Origin of the sequence: Burkholderia sp. Bp8991 (genome assembly GCF_003853795.1) — a bacterium.
Lineage (GTDB): Bacteria > Pseudomonadota > Gammaproteobacteria > Burkholderiales > Burkholderiaceae > Burkholderia.
In genome coordinates, this window is record NZ_QTQJ01000001.1 from 369,861 (window position 1) to 387,913 (window position 18,053).

General features: G+C 67.2%; 11 protein-coding genes and 1 tRNA gene. 6 read left to right on the plus strand and 6 right to left on the minus strand.

What is annotated here, in order from left to right; translation table 11 throughout:
• Positions 1-15 precede the first annotated feature (15 nt).
• The gene (gene aceE / locus DIE02_RS01785) at positions 16-2,712 is read right to left on the minus strand and encodes a pyruvate dehydrogenase (acetyl-transferring), homodimeric type (RefSeq protein ID WP_044849249.1); all 2,697 of its coding nucleotides are present in this window, start codon (positions 2,710-2,712) and stop codon (positions 16-18) included.
• Between the two features lie 270 nt (positions 2,713-2,982).
• Between aceE and fixL the strand changes: the two genes are divergently transcribed.
• The 4 genes from fixL (at position 2,983) to DIE02_RS01805 (ending at position 9,600) form a co-directional block, all read left to right on the plus strand.
• A complete protein-coding gene (gene fixL / locus DIE02_RS01790; protein WP_124488317.1) occupies positions 2,983-5,499 on the plus strand; it encodes an oxygen sensor histidine kinase FixL in 2,517 nt (838 codons plus the stop codon).
• A complete protein-coding gene (gene fixJ / locus DIE02_RS01795) occupies positions 5,496-6,134 on the plus strand; it encodes an oxygen response regulator transcription factor FixJ (protein ID WP_006493245.1) in 639 nt (212 codons plus the stop codon). The genes fixL and fixJ overlap by 4 nt, the downstream gene beginning before the upstream one ends.
• 236 nt (positions 6,135-6,370) lie before the next feature.
• On the plus strand, positions 6,371-7,228 hold the full coding sequence (folD, locus tag DIE02_RS01800) for a bifunctional methylenetetrahydrofolate dehydrogenase/methenyltetrahydrofolate cyclohydrolase FolD (RefSeq protein WP_124488318.1): 858 nt from the start codon (positions 6,371-6,373) through the stop codon (positions 7,226-7,228).
• Positions 7,229-7,512: 284 nt separating this feature from the next.
• Entirely contained in the window at positions 7,513-9,600 is a 2,088-nt protein-coding gene (locus tag DIE02_RS01805) for a M3 family metallopeptidase (protein WP_124488319.1), read from the plus strand.
• A gap of 60 nt (positions 9,601-9,660) precedes the next feature.
• On the opposite strand, the gene dinB is transcribed toward DIE02_RS01805, so the two are convergent.
• On the minus strand, positions 9,661-11,031 hold the full coding sequence (dinB, locus tag DIE02_RS01810) for a DNA polymerase IV (protein WP_124488320.1): 1,371 nt from the start codon (positions 11,029-11,031) through the stop codon (positions 9,661-9,663).
• A gap of 209 nt (positions 11,032-11,240) precedes the next feature.
• Here dinB and DIE02_RS01815 point away from each other — a divergent pair, with 209 nt between their 5' ends.
• Positions 11,241-11,933, plus strand: a complete 693-nt coding sequence (locus tag DIE02_RS01815) for an aspartate/glutamate racemase family protein (RefSeq protein ID WP_124488321.1) — start codon at positions 11,241-11,243, stop codon at positions 11,931-11,933.
• Positions 11,934-12,016: 83 nt separating this feature from the next.
• On the opposite strand, the gene DIE02_RS01820 is transcribed toward DIE02_RS01815, so the two are convergent.
• A tRNA-Met gene (locus DIE02_RS01820) sits at positions 12,017-12,093 on the minus strand.
• A 181-nt stretch (positions 12,094-12,274) separates the two neighbouring features.
• Between DIE02_RS01820 and xth the strand changes: the two genes are divergently transcribed.
• Complete coding sequence (gene xth, locus DIE02_RS01825) at positions 12,275-13,051, plus strand: exodeoxyribonuclease III (RefSeq protein WP_221622524.1); 777 nt, start codon at positions 12,275-12,277, stop codon at positions 13,049-13,051.
• Between the two features lie 25 nt (positions 13,052-13,076).
• On the opposite strand, the gene DIE02_RS01830 is transcribed toward xth, so the two are convergent.
• From DIE02_RS01830 to glnL, 3 genes are all read right to left on the minus strand, one after another.
• Positions 13,077-15,194, minus strand: coding sequence for a prolyl oligopeptidase family protein (locus DIE02_RS01830; protein WP_124488323.1), 2,118 nt, complete (start codon positions 15,192-15,194; stop codon positions 13,077-13,079).
• An 81-nt stretch (positions 15,195-15,275) separates the two neighbouring features.
• Positions 15,276-16,799, minus strand: coding sequence for a nitrogen regulation protein NR(I) (gene ntrC, locus DIE02_RS01835; protein WP_124488324.1), 1,524 nt, complete (start codon positions 16,797-16,799; stop codon positions 15,276-15,278).
• 46 nt (positions 16,800-16,845) lie between these two features.
• Positions 16,846-17,988, minus strand: a complete 1,143-nt coding sequence (glnL, locus tag DIE02_RS01840; protein WP_044849106.1) for a nitrogen regulation protein NR(II) — start codon at positions 17,986-17,988, stop codon at positions 16,846-16,848.
• Between the last annotated feature and the right edge of the window lie 65 nt (positions 17,989-18,053).

Consider the following 18,053-nt stretch of genomic DNA (forward strand, 5'->3'; position numbering starts at 1 on the left):
CACGGCGCGTGTGCGTTAAACGGTCATCGGGTTGGGCTTGGACGGATCGAGGTTGTACTTGGCAATCGCGTCCGCGACCACCTTGCGCTCGATCGTGCCTTCGTCGGCCAGCGCGTTCAGCGCGGCGACGGTGACCCAGTGACGGTCGACTTCGAAGAAGTGACGCAGCTTCTCGCGGGTGTCCGAACGACCGAAGCCGTCCGTGCCCAGCACGACGAAGCGGCGGTCGATCTGGCCGCGGATCTGGTCGACCAGCGCGCGCACGTAGTCGGTCGACGCGATGACCGGACCCTGCGTGTCCTTCAGGCACTTCTGCACGTGCGACAGGCGACGCTCCTCGGTCGGATGGAGCAGGTTCCAGCGCTCGATCTCGTGGCCTTCACGCGCGAGTTCGGTGAAGCTCGGCACGCTCCACAGGTCGGCCGCGACGCCCCAGTCGTTCTTCAGCAGGTCGGCGGCAGCGATCACTTCGTTGAAGATCGTGCCCGCGCCGAGCAATTGCACGCGCGGCGCCTTCGCGTCCGCGTCGGCCTTCTTGAACGCGTACATGCCCTTGATGATGTCGGCCGCTACGTGCTCGCCCTGCGGAATCGCCGGGTGCTCGTAGTTCTCGTTCATCACCGTGATGTAGTAGTACACGTCTTCCTGCTCCTGCACCATGCGGCGCAGGCCGTCCTGGACGATCACCGCGAGTTCGTAGCCGAACGTCGGGTCGTAGCTGATGCAGTTCGGCACCGATGCGGCCCACAGGAGCGAGTGACCGTCTTCGTGCTGCAGGCCTTCGCCGTTCAGCGTCGTGCGGCCCGCGGTACCGCCGAGCAGGAAGCCGCGCGAGCGCATGTCGCCCGCCGCCCATGCCAGGTCGCCGATCCGCTGGAAGCCGAACATCGAATAGAAGATGTAGAACGGCACCATGATCTCGCCGTGCGTCGAATACGACGTCGCTGCCGCGATCCAGTCGCACATGCCGCCCGCTTCGTTGATGCCTTCCTGCAGGATCTGGCCGGTTTCCGATTCCTTGTAGAACATCAGCTGGTCGGAATCTTCCGGCACGTACTTCTGGCCTTCCTGGTTCCAGATACCGATCTGGCGGAACAGGCCTTCCATGCCGAACGTACGCGATTCGTCCGGGACGATCGGCACGACGCGCTTGCCGAGCGCCTTGTCCTTCAGCAGGATGTTCAGGATCCGCACGAACGCCATCGTCGTCGAGATCTCGCGGCCTTCGCCCGTGCCCTTCAGCAGCGGCTCGAATGCGTCGAGCGCCGGCACCGGCAGCGACGTCGCCTTCTCGCGGCGATGCGGCAGGTAGCCGCCGAGGTCCATGCGCTTCTGGCGCATGTATTCGAGTTCCTTCGAGCCTTCCTCGAACTTCAGGTACGGCACGTCGGCGATCTGCTCGTCGGTGATCGGCAGGCGGAACTGGTCACGGAACTTCTTCAGTTGCTCGACCGGCAGCTTCTTCTGCTGGTGCGTGATGTTCATCGCCTGGCCCGACTCGCCCATCCCGTAGCCCTTGATGGTCTTCGCGAGGATGACGGTCGGCGCGCCCTTCGTGTTGGTCGCTTCGTGGAACGCCGCGTAGATCTTGTGCGGATCGTGGCCGCCGCGGTTCAGCGCCCAGATGTCGTCGTCCGACCAGTCGGCGACGAGCGCCTTCAGTTCAGGCGTGTTGAAGAAGTGTTCGCGTACGAACGCGCCCGACTCCGACTTGTACGTCTGGTATTCGCCGTCGACGACTTCCATCATGCGGCGCATCAGCGCGCCCGTCTTGTCGCGGGCGAACAGCGCATCCCAGCGGCTGCCCCAGATGACCTTGATCACGTTCCAGCCGGCGCCGCGGAATTCCGATTCCAGTTCCTGGATGATCTTGCCGTTGCCGCGCACCGGGCCGTCGAGACGCTGCAGGTTGCAGTTGATCACGAACACGAGGTTGTCGAGCTTCTCGCGGCTCGCCATGCCGATCGCGCCGAGCGATTCCGGCTCGTCCGTCTCGCCGTCGCCGAGGAACGCCCAGACCTTGCGGCCGGCGGTCTTCGCGATGCCGCGCGATTCCAGGTACTTCATGAAGCGCGCCTGGTAGATCGCCATGATCGGGCCGAGACCCATCGACACCGTCGGGAACTGCCAGAAGTCCGGCATCAGCCACGGGTGCGGGTACGACGAGATGCCCTTGCCGTCGACTTCCTGGCGGAAGTTGTCGAGCTGCTCTTCCGACAGGCGGCCGAGCAGGAACGCGCGCGAGTACACGCCCGGCGACGAGTGGCCCTGCACGAACACGAGATCGCCGCCGTGCTGGTCGGACGCCGCGTGCCAGAAGTGGTTGTAGCCGACGTCGTAGAGCGTCGCGGCCGATGCGAACGACGCGATGTGGCCGCCGACGTTCGTGTCCTTGCCGGCGCGCAGCACCATCGCCAGCGCGTTCCAGCGCGTGTACGAACGGATGCGGTGCTCGAGGTCCTGGTCGCCCGGAATCTTCGCCTGGGCTTCGACCGGGATCGTGTTGATGTACGGGGTGTTGGCGGAGAACGGCAGGTGTTCGCCGTGCATGCGGGCGAACTCGATCTGCTTTTCGATCAGGTAATGCGCGCGGCCGGTGCCCACCGAGGAGATCACGCCGTCGAGCGACTCGAGCCATTCAACGGTTTCTTGCGGGTCGTCGTCACGTTCGGCGGCGACATATTTCATCACTTCGTTCGGTACAGCGGACATTCTCGTCTCCTGGGTCCTGGAATGTGAGGATCGCTCTCGTGCAGACGACGCGGCGCGGCCTGCGGGCAAGCTCCGACGGATTGTAATGAGCGTCGCCGGCCCCGCGCAACAGAATTTTCGAATTATGAGATCTTTTCTCGTAATGCGGAATATTGCTGCGCTGCACCCTTGCGGCGGGCCTCTCCGGCACGCGCCGCAGGCATAAATCCGTTTCCGTTCAACATATCCGGTATAGGTTTTCCATGTATTGCGCTGCGCTACAATCCTGCCATGTTGACCGATCGGCTTTTCGCACGCTCGGCGCGACCGTCGGGCCCGCCGGCGGAGTCGCAGCCGTCCCGCTGGCACCACGGACCGTGGTGGTCCAATTCCTATTTGCTGACGCCGCTGCTGTCGATCCTCGTGTTCCTCGTGGTGATGAGCCTCATTCTATGGAGCCTCAATCGCCGCGAACAGCAGCAGCAGGAAGACACCCTGTTCCGTAACGTCGCGTGGGCGCAGCAGCAGATCCGCCTGTCGATGACGGGCGCGCAGGAGCAGCTGCAGGCGCTGTCGCGCGATCTCGCGTCCGGCCGCCTCGACCAGAACGCATTCCAGATGGCCGTCGCGGACGTGATGCAGACGCATCCGGAAATCCTCTATCTGAACTGGTACACCGCGCCCGGCGTGCAGCGCTGGCCGACCGTGCATCCTCCACTGCTCGGCCAGCGGCTCGCGAAACCCGGCGACGCGCAGATGCAGGACGCCGTGCGCGGCGCGTACGACGAAGCGCGCAGCACGCGCCGCCAGGCCTATTCGCCGCTGATCTACGACGACTTCGGCAACGGCTTCATCACGCTGCAGACGCCCGTGATGCGCGGCGACCGCGAATATCTCGGCTCGCTCGCCGCGGTGTTCTCGGTCGAAGGGATCCTGAAGCACGACATCCCGCAGGAGCTGTCGTCGAAGTACAAGATCTCGATCACCGACTCGAACAACCGCGAGCTGTCGTCCACGTCGACGCGCCCGCGCCTGCCGCGCGACTCCCACTACGACCTGCCGCTCGACCCGCCCGGCCAGGGGCTGACCGTGCGCGTGTACGCGTTCCCGCAGCTCACGAACCTGACCAACAACACGCTCGTGTGGCTCGTGGCCGGCCTGTCGTGCTTCGTGCTGTGGAGCCTCTGGAGCCTGTGGAAGCACACGCGCCAACGCTTCGAGGCACAGCAGGCGCTGTACGCTGAGGCGTTCTTCCGCCGCGCGATGGAGAATTCAGTGCTGATCGGCATGCGCGTGCTCGACATGCACGGCCGCATCACGCACGTGAACCCCGCGTTCTGCCGGATGACGGGCTGGGACGAAACCGACCTCGTCGGCAAGGTCGCACCGTTCCCCTACTGGCCGCGCGACTCGTATCCCGAAATGCAGCGCCAGCTCGACATGACGCTGCGCGGCAAAGCTCCGAGCTCGGGCTTCGAACTGCGCGTGCGGCGCAAGAACGGCACGCTGTTCCATGCGCGCCTCTACGTTTCGCCGCTGATCGACAGCTCGGGCCGCCAGACCGGCTGGATGTCGTCGATGACCGACATCACCGAGCCGAAGCGCGCGCGCGAGGAACTCGCGGCCGCGCACGAGCGCTTCACGACGGTGCTCGAAAGCCTCGACGCCGCGGTATCGGTGCTGGCCGCCGACGAAGCCGAGCTGCTGTTCGCGAACCGCTACTACCGCCACCTGTTCGGGATCCGCCCGGACGGCCACCTCGAGCTGTCGGGCGGCGGCTTCGACCGCGCGCAGGCGTCGTCCGACTCGATCGACATGGTCGATGCGTTCGCCGGCCTGCCGGCCGCCGCGCTGACGAGCAGCACGGCAGACGCGCAGGAGGTGTACGTCGAGAGCATCCAGAAGTGGTTCGAGGTGCGCCGCCAGTACATCCAGTGGGTGGACGGCCACCTCGCGCAGATGCAGATCGCGACCGACATCACGACCCGCAAGAAGGCGCAGGAACTCGCGCACCAGCAGGAAGAGAAGCTGCAGTTCACGAGCCGATTGATGACGATGGGTGAAATGGCGTCGTCGATTGCGCACGAATTGAATCAGCCGCTCGCCGCGATCAACAACTATTGCTCGGGCACGCTCGCGCTCGTGAAAAGCGGCCGCGGCACGCCCGAGACGCTGCAGCCCGCGCTGGAAAAGACCGCGCAGCAGGCGCTGCGCGCGGGGATGATCGTCAAGCGGATCCGCGAATTCGTGAAGCGCAGCGAGCCGAAGCGCCAGCCGGCGCGGGTCGCGGACATCGTCGCCGACGCAGTCGGGCTCGCCGAAATCGAGGCCAGGAAGCGCAGGATCCGGATCGTCACGGAAATCCTCGCAAGAATGCCTATTATTTATGTCGACCCCGTGCTGATCGAGCAGGTGCTCGTGAACCTGATGAAGAACGCGGCCGAGGCGATGGCCGACGTGAAGCCGGCGTCGGCGGACGGCGTGATCCGCGTCGTCGCCGACATCGACGCGGGTTTCGTCGACATCCGCGTGATCGACCAGGGTCCGGGCGTCGACGAAGCGACCGCCGAACGCCTGTTCGAACCGTTTTACAGCACCAAGTCCGACGGCATGGGCATGGGGCTGAACATCTGCCGTTCGATCATCGAATCGCATCGGGGGCGTCTGTGGGTGGTCAACAATGTCGAACCGGACGGCCGCATTTCCGGCGCGACATTCCACTGCAGCCTGCCCATTGGGGAACCCGCTGATCTCGGCCAAGGGGGGCGCGAGGCATCGGCATCACATACCGTTACGGGAGAACTATGAATAGCCCTGTCACCACCACTCAGGAAACTGTCTTCGTCGTCGACGACGACGAGGCCGTACGGGACTCGCTGCGCTGGCTGCTGGAGGCGAACGGCTATCGCGTGCAATGTTTCTCGAGCGCCGAGCAGTTCCTCGATGCGTACCAGCCGGCGCAGCAGGCCGGCCAGATCGCCTGCCTGATCCTCGACGTGCGGATGTCAGGCATGAGCGGCCTCGAGCTGCAGGAGCGCCTGATCGCCGACAACGCCGCGCTGCCGATCATCTTCGTCACGGGCCACGGCGACGTGCCGATGGCCGTGTCGACGATGAAAAAGGGTGCGATGGACTTTATCGAGAAACCGTTCGACGAGGCCGAGCTGCGCAAGCTCGTCGAGCGGATGCTCGACAAGGCCCGAAGCGAAAGCAAGAGCGTCCAGGAACAGCGCGCCGCGAGCGAGCGCCTGTCGAAGCTGACCGCGCGCGAGCAGCAGGTGCTCGAGCGGATCATCGCCGGCCGCCTGAACAAGCAGATCGCCGACGATCTCGGGATCAGCATCAAGACGGTCGAAGCGCACCGCGCGAACATCATGGAAAAGCTCAACGTCAACACGGTCGCCGATCTGCTGCGCCTCGCGCTGTCGAAGAAGCAGGCCTGAACGTTGCGCGCGGCCGCCGGGCGCCTGCCCGGCCGGCCGCACCGCCGCGCCGCGCGATGCGGCCCACTCGCGCGGCACGGCACGGCGCCGCCTCCCGGGGCGCCGGCACCGCCGCCATGACGCTTTCCTTGTATTCGCTGTCGGACGACGGCAGGCGACCGGTATAATTCCGTGTTTTGCTGCGGCGTTTCGCGCGCCGTACGCCCGCATTCCAACTTCCCGGCAGGACCACCACCATGACAGCCCTCCTCATCGACGGCAACGCCCTCTCGAAGACCTTGCGCGCGCAGGCCGCCGAACGCGCCGCCGCCCTGACCGCACGCGGCCACCAGCCCGGCCTCGCGGTGATCCTCGTCGGCGCCAACCCGGCGAGCGAAGTCTACGTGCGCAACAAGATCAAGGCGTGCGAGGACAACGGCTTCTTCTCGCTGAAGGATGCGTACCCCGACACGCTGTCGGAAGCCGACCTGCTCGCGCGCATCGACGAACTGAACCGCGACCCGAAGATCCACGGCATCCTGGTCCAGCTGCCGCTGCCCGCGCACATCGATAGCCACAAGGTGATCGAGGCGATCGCGCCGGAGAAGGACGTCGACGGTTTCCACGTCGCGAACGCCGGCGCACTGATGACGGGCAAGCCGCTGTTCCGCCCGTGCACGCCGTACGGCGTGATGAAGATGTTCGAAGCGCACGGCATCCCGCTGCAAGGCACCAACGCCGTCGTGATCGGCCGCTCGAACATCGTCGGCAAGCCGATGGCGATGCTGCTGCTCGAAGCCGGCGCGACCGTGACGATCTGCCACAGCAAGACGCGCGACCTCGCCGCGCACACGCGCCAGGCCGACGTCGTGGTCGCCGCGGTCGGCAAGCGCAACATCCTGACGGCCGACATGGTCAAGCCGGGTGCGACGGTGATCGACGTCGGCATGAACCGCGACGACGCGGGCAAGCTGTGCGGCGACGTCGACTTCGCCGGCGTGAAGGAAGTCGCCGGCCACATCACGCCGGTGCCGGGCGGCGTCGGCCCGATGACCATCACGATGCTGCTGATCAACACGATCGAAGCCGCCGAGCGCGCCGCCGCGGCCGCCTGAGCGCCTTCGACCCTCTCGCCCGTCCAGCCGGCGCGCATGCGTGCGCCGGCGTCCCGCCGGCCGCCCGCCGCGGCCGCGTCAGCGCCCTGCCACACTGCCGCGCTCCGCTTCATTCCGCCCCTTTCGACCCTTTCCGGCTCCGCGTTGCGCACCGCCAATCGCCTCGTTAGAAACTAACGATTGGAAAGCGCGCGATGCGCCCCAATAATGTCGATATCGGGCGCCGCCGCATCGCGCCTCACCCTTTTCACCCCGGTTCATCCGGCAACAGACAGGGAGTCTTAATGTCCGCCAGCGCCAATACCAATCCGCTCCTCGATTTCTCCGGCCTGCCCCGCTTCGGCGAGATTCGTCCGGAACACGTGACGCCCGCGCTCGACACGCTGCTCGATGCCGCCAACCGCGCGGTCGATACGGCGAGCGCACCCGCGACGCCGGCGACCTGGGCCGCGATCGTCGAGACGGTCGAGCAGGCGACGGAGCCGCTCGGGCGCGCATGGGGCGTCGTCGGCCACCTGAACGCGGTCGCCGATACGCCGGAACTGCGCGCCGCGTACGGCGAAAACCTGCCGCGCGTGACCGAATTCTGGTCGAGCGTCGGCCAGAACCTCGCGCTGTACGAGAAGTACAAGGCGATCGCCGCGAGCGCCGAATACGCGACGCTGTCCGCCGAGCGCAAGAAGATCCTCGACAACGCCCTGCGCGATTTCCGCCTGTCGGGCGCCGAGCTGCCCGAGGATCAGAAGCCGCGCTTCGCGGAACTGCAGGAGCAGCAGGCCGCGCTGTCGAAGGCATTCTCCGACCACGTGCTCGACGCGACCAACGCGTATGCGTATTTCGCGCAGGACGAGGCCGAGCTGGCCGGCCTGCCGGGCGATGCGATCGAAGCGGCCCGCGAGGCCGCGCAGAAGGAAGGCAAGGAAGGCTGGAAGTTCACGCTGCACTTTCCGTCCTACTTCCCGGTGCTGCAGTACGCCGAGAACCGTGCGATGCGCGAGACGCTGTACCGCGCGTATGCGACGCGCGCGTCCGAACTCGGGCCGCAATACGGCGGCGGCAAGGCCGAGTGGGACAACACGGCGATCGTCGCGGACGAGCTTAAGCTGCGCCGCGAAGAGGCGCAGATGCTCGGCTACCGCAACTTCGCCGAAGTATCGCTCGCGCCGAAGATGGCCGAATCGCCGCAACAGGTGATCGCGTTCCTCGAGGATCTCGCGACGCGCGCGCGTCCGCACGCGGACAAGGACTGGGACGAACTGCGCGCGTTCGCCGCGAAGGAACTCGGCCTGACCGAGCTCGCTCCGTGGGACGTCGCGTTCGCGGCCGAGCGGCTGCGTCAGCAGCGCTACGCGTTCTCGGAAAACGAGGTCAAGCAGTACTTCCCGGAACCGGCCGTGCTGAAGGGCCTGTTCAACGTCACCGAAACGCTGTTCGGCGTGCGGATCAAGCCGGACGACGCACCGGTGTGGCACAAGGACGTGCGCTTCTTCCGCGTGGAGAACCGCGACGGCTCGCTCGTCGCGCAGTTCTATCTCGACCTGTACGCACGCGAAGGCAAGCGCGGCGGCGCGTGGATGGACGATGCGCGTGCGCGCGCCAAGCGCGGCGACACCGTGCAGACGCCGGTCGCGTACCTGACCTGCAACTTCTCGGCACCCGTCGGCGGCAAGCCCGCCTGCTTCACGCATGACGAGGTCATCACGCTGTTCCATGAATTCGGCCACGGGCTGCATCACATGCTCACGCGCGTCGACGAGCTCGGCGTGTCGGGCATCAACGGCGTCGAATGGGATGCGGTCGAGCTGCCGTCGCAGTTCATGGAAAACTTCTGCTGGGAATGGGACGTGCTGTCGTCGATGTCGTCGCACGTCGATACGGGCGCCGTGCTGCCGCGCGAGCTGTTCGACAAGATGATCGCCGCGAAGAACTTCCAGAGCGGCCTCGGCACGCTGCGCCAGATCGTGTTCTCGATGTTCGACATGCTGCTGCACGTCGACTTCGACCCGTCCGGCACGACCGGCGTGAATGCGTTCGCGCGCGAGATCAACGAGCGCTACCACGTGATCCCGCAGGCCGCGTTCTCGCGCTGGCCGAACACGTTCAGCCACATCTTCGCGGGCGGCTATGCGGCCGGCTACTACAGCTACAAGTGGGCCGAGGTGCTGTCGGCCGACGCGTACGCGGCGTTCGAGGAAGCGGCCGCCGCCAGCGGCAGCGTGCTCGACGCGGCGACCGGCACGCGCTATCGCCGCGAAATCCTCGAAGTCGGCGGCAGCCGGCCGGCGATGGATTCGTTCAAGGCGTTCCGCGGCCGCGAGCCGGAAATCGACGCGCTGCTGCGTCACAACGGGATGGCCTCGCCCGCGCACTGAGCGCGCGCTGTCCGGCTTGTCCGGCTGCGTCGAAAGGCACCGCTGCGGCGGTGCCTTTTTTCATGGCGCGGGGGTTTTGTCGTTGGCGGCGTTGTCGGCGTTCGCCTCGTTCGCCTCGTTCGGGTCGTTCGGGTCGTTCGGGTCGTTCGGGTCGTTCGGGTCGTTCGGGTCGTTCGGGTCGATTGCGTCGGTTTCCGCGTTGGCGTTGGCGTTGGCGTTGGCAGCGGCAGCGGCAGCGGCAGCGGCAGCGGCAGCGCCGTCAGTATCAGCCCCCTCGTCCGCATCGTCATCGAACAGCGAAAACTGCCCGTGACGCTCGGCCGTGTCCTCGTCGATGCGCACGCCCACGCCGAGCAACCGCACGGCCTGCGCGCGCCGTTGCAGCCCCTTCGCGAGCAGCGTGACGGCCGTCTGCGCATTCGTCGCGTCGGCCACGCACTCGACCGTCGTACGCTGGAAATCGGCGAAGCGGATCTTCACATAGAGCTTGCGGATCGTGCGGGCCGCGCCCGCGCGCGCGATCCGCGCGTCGAGCTGCACGACGAGGCGGCGGATCTCGTCCGCGCATTGCTCGAGCGTCGTCAGGTCGGTCACGTAGGTCGTCTCGACGCTGACCGACTTGCGCTCCTGGTCGGCCCGCACCGGCCGCTCGTCGATGCCGCGCGCCAGCTGGTACAGCCGCCGGCCGAACGCACCGAACTCGCGATGCAGGTCGATCAGCGACCAGCCGCGCAACTGCGCGCAGGTCTTGATGCCCAGCCGGTCGAGCCGCGCGGCCGTCACCTGGCCGACGCCGTGCAGCTTGCGCACCGGCAGCGCCGCGACGAACGCATCGACCTCGTGCGGGCGCACGACGAACAGACCGTCGGGCTTGTTCCAGTCGGACGCGATCTTCGCGATGAACTTGTTCGGCGCGACACCCGCCGACACCGTCACGCCGACCGTGTCGTACACGCGCTGGCGAATCTCCCGCGCAATCAGCGTGGCGCTGCCCTGGCACAGCTGCGAACCGCTGACGTCGAGGTATGCCTCGTCGAGCGACAGCGGCTCGACGTCGTGCGTGTAGTCGCGATAGATCGCCATGATCTGCCGCGACGCCGCACGGTACTTGTCCATCGCGGACGGCAGGATCAGCAGGTCCGGACACTTGCGCATCGCGAGCGCCGACGACATCGCGGAATGCACGCCGTAGCGCCGCGCCTCGTAGTTGCAGGTCGCGATCACGCCGCGCTGGTCGGGCCGGCCGCCGACGGCGAGCGGCCGGTTGCGCAGCGACGGGTCGTCGCGCATCTCGACCGACGCGTAAAAGCAGTCGCAGTCGCAGTGGATGATCTTGCGCACGCGCGACGGCGCGTCGCCGGGCGGCGACCCGCGCGGATCGGCAGGCGGGATGATGGTCGGATTCACGGTGCCGATACTGTACAAAAACACAGTGGCCGTTTCAACTGTCGCGTGCTGCCGCGTTCGGCCGACGGCCGACGCCCGGCGCAGCCGGAACGCCTCGGATCGCCTCCACCCGCTCGCCGGCCACCCCCGACCGACAATGCCGTACCGGTCCGCTTCGCGCGGACCGTACCGCCGCGCGCCCGGGCCGCCCCCTATACTCGTCTGCCACGACATATGAAACGCACAGGTGACGGATGAAAACGATCGGACTCATCGGCGGAATGAGCTGGGAATCGTCGGCCGAGTACTACCGGATGATCAATCGCCATTCGAAGGCGCTGCACGGCGGCCATCACAACGCGAAGAGCGTGCTGGTCACGGTGGATTTCGCGGAGATCGAAGCGCTGCAGCGCGCGCAGGACTGGGCCGCGCTCGGCGAACGGATGGCCGATGCCGCGCGTCGGCTCGAAGCGGCCGGCGCCGATCTCGTCGTGCTGACGACCAACACGATGCACCGCGTGCACGGCGCGATCGAGGCTGCCGTATCGCTGCCGTTCCTGCACATCGCCGATCCGACCGGCACCGCGCTGCGCGCCGCCGGCGTCGAGCGCGTCGCGCTGCTCGGCACGCGCTACACGATGGAGCTGCCGTTCTATGCGGAGCGCCTGCGCGACAAGTTCGGCCTCGACGTGCTGGTGCCGGACGAATCCGCACGCAACGACGTGCACCGGATCATCTACGACGAGCTGTGTCACGGCGTGATCGATGCCGGGTCGCGTGCGACCTACGTGTCGATCATCGGGGAACTGGCGAAACGCGGCGCACAGGCTGTGATACTCGGCTGTACGGAAATCACGCTGCTGATCGGCGCGGACGACGCGCCGCTGCCGGTATTCGATACGACCGCGCTGCATGCGAAGGCGGCGGTTGAATGGGCGGCGGGCTGAAAAACAAAAAACCCGGCACGGGGCCGGGTTCCTGTCGACGAAGCGCGCATCGGTCACTTGCGCTGCACATCGTCTGGTGTGCTTGGTTGCGGGGGTAGGATTTGAACCTACGACCTTCGGGTTATGAGCCCGACGAGCTGCCAGACTGCTCCACCCCGCGTCAGAGAAATAAATTATAGGGTGATGAAGCACTCACGTCAATACTTTTGTCACAAATTCTTCGCAGGCCGTCGATATCGACACGCACGGCACCGGCTTCGCATCGTGTGTCGCGCGCGTTCGCGCCCCGTGCTCGCGGTAAGATGGCGGCCTTCGCATTCACCCCGCACGCATTCCCGTTCATGAAAATCGCCACCTGGAACGTCAACTCGCTCAACGTCCGCAAGCAGCACGTGCTCGACTGGCTCGCGCAAAGCGGAGCCGACGTGCTGTGCCTGCAGGAACTGAAGCTGCCGGACGAGAAATATCCGCGCGCCGATCTCGAAGCGATCGGCTACCGCAGCTGGTTCGCGGGCCAGAAGACCTACAACGGCGTCGCGATCCTCGCGCGCGACACGCTCGCCGTCGACGAATCGGACGTCGTGCGCAACATCCCCGGCTTCGACGACGCGCAGCAGCGCGTGGTCGCCGTGACGGTCGAAGGCGTGCGCATCGTGTCCGCATATTTCCCGAACGGCCAGGCACCCGACTCCGACAAGTTCGTCTACAAGATGCAGTGGCTCGACGCGCTGCAGGCGTGGCTGGGCACCGAGATGCAGCGTTACCCGAAGCTCGCGCTGCTCGGCGACTACAACATCGCGCCGGAAGATCGCGACGTGCACGACCCGGCGAAATGGGAAGGCCAGAACCTCGTGTCGCCGCAGGAGCGCGCGCATTTCGCGAAACTGATCGAACTCGGCTTCGTCGATGCGTTCCGCCGCTTCGAGCAGCCCGAGAAGACCTTCACGTGGTGGGACTACCGGATGTTCGCGTTCCGCCGCAACGCGGGGCTGCGCATCGACCACATCCTGCTGTCGCCGGCACTCGCCGAAACCTGCACGTCGTGCGAGGTCGATCGCGTGCCGCGCACGTGGGAACAGCCGTCCGACCACACGCCCGTGATCGCGGTCGTCAGCTGAACGCCCTGCCCGCTCGCGCCTGCGCTCAAGCGCGCGCGGGCGCGGGCCCGAGATGCGCCCACAGGAAGCCGAATTCCGCCGCATCGGATTCGGCACGCTCCAGATCGTCGGCGCTGCCGTGGCCGCCGTCGGTGTTCTCCCAGTACCACACCCGTTCGTGTCCGAGCGCATGCATGCGCGCGGCCATCTTGCGCGCATGCGCGGGATGCACGCGGTCGTCGCGCGTCGACGTCGTCAGCAGCAGAGGCGGATACGCAACGCCTTCGCGCACGCGGTGATACGGCGAGTAGGCGGCGAGCGCCGTGCCCTCGCGCGCATCGTCCGGATCGCCGTACTCGTCGAGCCATGCGGCGCCCGCGTGCAGCTTCGGATAGCGCCGCATGTCGAGCAACGGCACGCGGCACAGCACCGCGCCGAACAGTTCCGGGCGCTGCACCATACATGCGCCGACCAGCAGCCCGCCGTTGCTGCCACCCTCGATGCCGAGTTGCGCGGCCGTCGTCACGCCGGTGCGGATCAGGTCCTCGGCCACCGCGATGAAGTCGTCGAACGAGCGCTGCCGATGCTCGCGTTGCGCGTCGACGTGCCAGCCCGGTCCGAATTCGCCGCCGCCGCGGATGTGCGCAAACGCCGCGACGCCGCCGCGTTCGAGCCATGCGATGCCGAGTGCATCGCTGTAGCCCGGCAGGTTCGGAATCGCGAAGCCGCCATAGCCTGACAGCAGGCACGGCCGCGCGACGCGGGCGCTGCCGTCGGGATGCGCCAGGCCATCGAGCGCATCACGCGGCCCGATCAGCGTGTACGGCACGACCGTGCCGTCGCGCGAGCGGGCATTCGCGCGACGCACGACGAGCCCGGCCGCATCGAACCGCACCGGCGGCCGGTCGAGCAGCACGCGACGCGACGGCGCATCGGCCGCGCGGTCGGCCAGATCGGCGAGCCAGCATTCGGGCGGATCGAGATAGGTGTCGACGTCCACGTACACGTCGTCGTTCAGCGTCGACTCGACCGGCTCGACGTCGATCTGCGCGTCGCCCGGCCATTCGAACGGCCGCGCGTGCCACGTCCACGCGCCGTCCTCACCCTGGCGCGGCTGCCACAGCATCGTGCGGTTGTGCACGTCGTCGAGCCAGCTCGCGATCAGCATCGTGCGCGTGTGCGTCCACGTGCAGGCGGACGTCGTCGGTCGCGGCTCGAACAGCGTCGTGAGCTCGTGCGACCCGGCGAGGAACGCCTGCTCGCGGATCGCGAGCAGCGAGCCGCCCGCGTGACGCACGCCGCCGCAGTCCCAGTCGAGCCGCGGCTCCAGCATCAGCCAGCCTTCCCAGAAACCGACCTCGACGTGCGTCGGCACGTCGTAGCGCGCCCACTCGCCCGCGTCGGTCAGCCGGTATGCATGCGCGTCGAAGAAATCGACGCTGCGCCACGCGACGTGGCGGCCGTCGATCGGATCGAACCCCGCGCCCGCGCTGATGTCGTCGGGTTCGCCGCGGAACACCACCGGCGCATCGGCGAGCGGCGTGCCGCGCACCCAGCGGCGCGCTTCGTACGGATAGCCGGCGGCGGTCGCATGCGCCTCGCCGCGATCCCAGCTCACGTAGACGGTATTGCGGTCGATCCAGCCTATCGTGTGATTCCCGGGCACGTCGATCGTGAAGCCGCCGTCGACGAAACGGCGCTGCACGAGGTCGAATTCGCGCACGACGACCGCGTCGGCGCCGCCCGGCGACAACGACAGCAGCGCGCGGTCGCCGTCCGGGTACAGGATCGCGTCCTGCTCGAACACCCACGACTCGCCCTCTTGCGCGCCGAGCGCGTCGACGTCGAGCAGCGTTTCCCACTCGGGCCGGCCCGCGCGCCAGTCGTCCCAGCGCGCGCGGCGCCACAGTCCCTTCGGATGGAGATCGTCCTGCCACAGGTCGTACGCCCAGTCGCGCCAGCGGGTCGGAATCACCGGGCGTTCGCGCGGCAGATACGCCTGCGCGAGCCGCGCGGTCAGCGCGCGATACGCATCGTCGTCGCGCAGCGCGACCCGTGTGCGCGCGTTCTGCTCGTCGACCCACGCACGGGCACGCTTGCTGTCGAGCGCTTCGAGAAAACGGAAGGGATCGGCCCCGGCGGGCCAGCGGAAGGAATCGGACATGACGGGAGCGCACGTGACGGCAAACCGCGATTATGTCCGATCGCGGCATGCGCGACGCACGCGCATGCCGCGACAGAGGCTTTACGGCTCCAGATGCAGTTCCTGGATCTTGCGCGTGATCGTGTTGCGGCCGATGCCGAGCCGCTCTGCCGCCTCGACCTTGCGGCCGCGCGTGAAATCGAGCGCCTCGCGGATCACGGCCGCCTCGAAGCGGCGCGCGAGCTCGTCCATCACGTCGGCCGAATTCTCGCGCAACAGCCGCGCGACTTCCGTACGCAGCCCGCTTTCCCACATCGGATAGCCGGCCGGTGCGCCATTCGGCGCGGCCGCGACGGGGGCTGCCGTCAACGGCGCTCCCGCCGCCGGCTGCACGCGCGCGATGTCGCCACCGCCCATGCCGGTGCCGGCGTGCGCATCCACGCCGTCGGCCGTCGCCGTCACCGGCGCGCCTGCCGGCACGAGGTCGGGCGGCAGGTCCTTGATCTCGACCGTCTGCGCGGGCGCCATCACGGTCAGCCAGTTCGCGAGATTCTCGAGCTGACGCACGTTGCCCGGAAACGTGAGCGACGTCAGATACGCGAGCGCTTCGTCGGACACGCGCTTCGGCTCGACGCCGAGATCGCGCGCGCTCTTCTGCAGGAAGTGGCGCGTGAGCAGCGCGATGTCCTCGCTGCGTTCGCGCAGCGGCGGCAGCCGCAGCCGGATCACGTTGAGCCGGTGGTAAAGGTCCTCGCGGAACAGCCCCTGCCGCACGCGCGACTCGAGATTCTGGTGCGTCGCGGCGATCACGCGCACGTTCGCGCGCAGCGGGTTGTGGCCGCCGACCCGATAGAACTGGCCGTCCGACAGCACGCGCAACAGGCGCGTCTGCAGGTCGAACGGCATGTCGCCGATTTCGTCGAGGAACAGCGTGCCGTTCTCGGCCTGCTCGAAGCGGCCCTGGCGCGTCGTCTGCGCGCCGGTGAACGCGCCGCGCTCATGGCCGAACAGTTCGGATTCGAGAAGGTCCTTCGGAATCGCCGCGGTATTCAGCGCGATGAACGGCCCGTTGGCCCGCGGGCTGTGACGGTGCAGCGCCCGCGCGACGAGCTCCTTGCCGGTGCCCGACTCGCCGGTGATCAGCACGGTCGCGGCCGAGTGCGACAGGCGGCCGATCGCGCGGAACATGTCCTGCATCGCGGGCGCCTGGCCGAGCATCTCGGGCGCTTCGGCCACACGCTCGTCCTGCGGCGCGCCGCCGCGCAGGCTCTCCTCGACCGCGCGGCGAATCAGCTCGACCGCCTTGTCGACGTCGAACGGCTTCGCGAGATATTCGAACGCGCCGCCCTGAAACGCCGCGACGGCGCTGTCGAGATCGGAGAACGCCGTCATGATGATGACGGGCAGGCCGGGCAGGCGCTCGTGCATCGCCTGCAACAGCTCGAGGCCGGAGCCGCCCGGCATCCGGATGTCGGACACGAGCACCTGCGGCGTCTCGTGGTCGAGCGCGGCCAGCGCGTCGCGCACGTTCGCGAAGCTCTTCGTCGCGAAGCTGTCCCGGGCGAGTGCCTTTTCGAGCACCCAGCGGATCGATTGATCGTCGTCTACTATCCAGATCGGCTTCATAGGTCGGTCAGGTATGGGTGAATCCGGTGAATCGCCATGCCGCCGCTCAATGATCGAGCGGCAGCAGGATCTGAAATTCGGTACGACCGGGCCGGCTCTCGACCTCGATCATCCCGTCGTGCTGCTGCACGAACGTCTGCGCGAGCGTGAGGCCGAGGCCGCTGCCGTCGTCGCGCCCGGACACGAGCGGGTAGAAGATCCGGTCGCGGATCTCCTCCGGAATGCCGGGCCCGTTGTCGACCACGTGCAAGTCCAGTGCCAGCCTGTACAGGCGCTTCGCGATCGTCACCTTGCGTGCGATACGCGTGCGCAGCTCGATCTTCGCGTCGCCCTGCGCGATCCGCTCGCGCAGCGCCTGCGCCGCGTTGCGCACGATGTTCAGCAGCGCCTGGATCAGCTGCTCCTTGTCGCCGCGCAAGTCCGGCACGCTCACGTCGTAGTCGCGCTCGATGGTGAGCCCGCGCGGAAATTCCGCGAGCATCACCGCGCGCACGCGTTCGCATACTTCATGAATGTTCACGTCGCCGACGATGTGCGGATGCCGGTGCGGCTCCAGCAACCGGTCGACGAGCGTCTGCAGGCGGTCGGACTCCTTGATGATCACCTGCGTGTATTCGCGCAACTCGCCGCGCTCGCGCCCGCTCAGTTCGAATTCGAGCAGCTGGGCTGCGCCGCGAATGCCGCCGAGCGGGTTCTTGATCTCGTGCGCGAGGTTGCGGATCAGTTGCTTGTTGACCGCGGTCAGGTCGTGGATGCGCTCCTCGCGATCGGTGCGCGACTGCCGTTCGTTCTCGAACAGCTCGACGAGCACGAAATCGGGCACGGTCTCGAGGAAGCCGACGATCGCATGCACGTGCAGCGGCTCGCGGCCGGGCCGGTCGAGCACGGTATCGAGATGCGTCGCGTGAAAGCGCTCCTGGCCGATCGCGGTGATCGTCGACGCGAGTTCGTTCGCATTCGGGAAAATCTCGCCCCACGGCCGCTGCGCGAGCTGCCGGCGCGAGATGTCGAGCATCGCCTCCGCGGACGGGTTCGCGAACGCGACCCGCAGCGTCTTGCGGTCGAGCACGATCACGGCCGTCGGCAGCGCTTCCAGCCCCGCAAGCAGGCCCGAGCGCGCGAGCCGCTCGTCTTCCGTCAGTCGCTCGGGCTGCCCCGTCTTCGCCTTGATGAGATTCTTCAGAGCCATCGTGCGTGTCGTCGCGCGTTACCGGGTCGGAAATTGGAAATTTTCGGAACAAAAAAGGGACGGCT

Bases quoted from the DNA above. Each gene is read 5' to 3' on its own strand.
- aceE (WP_044849249.1), bottom strand. From the start codon at position 2,712: ATGTCCGCTGTACCGAACGAAGTGATGAAATATGTCGCCGCCGAACGT.
- fixL (WP_124488317.1), top strand. From the start codon at position 2,983: ATGTTGACCGATCGGCTTTTCGCACGCTCGGCGCGACCGTCGGGCCCG.
- fixJ (WP_006493245.1), top strand. From the start codon at position 5,496: ATGAATAGCCCTGTCACCACCACTCAGGAAACTGTCTTCGTCGTCGAC.
- folD (WP_124488318.1), top strand. From the start codon at position 6,371: ATGACAGCCCTCCTCATCGACGGCAACGCCCTCTCGAAGACCTTGCGC.
- DIE02_RS01805 (WP_124488319.1), top strand. From the start codon at position 7,513: ATGTCCGCCAGCGCCAATACCAATCCGCTCCTCGATTTCTCCGGCCTG.
- DIE02_RS01815 (WP_124488321.1), top strand. From the start codon at position 11,241: ATGAAAACGATCGGACTCATCGGCGGAATGAGCTGGGAATCGTCGGCC.
- xth (WP_221622524.1), top strand. From the start codon at position 12,275: ATGAAAATCGCCACCTGGAACGTCAACTCGCTCAACGTCCGCAAGCAG.
- DIE02_RS01830 (WP_124488323.1), bottom strand. From the start codon at position 15,194: ATGTCCGATTCCTTCCGCTGGCCCGCCGGGGCCGATCCCTTCCGTTTT.
- ntrC (WP_124488324.1), bottom strand. From the start codon at position 16,799: ATGAAGCCGATCTGGATAGTAGACGACGATCAATCGATCCGCTGGGTG.
- glnL (WP_044849106.1), bottom strand. From the start codon at position 17,988: ATGGCTCTGAAGAATCTCATCAAGGCGAAGACGGGGCAGCCCGAGCGA.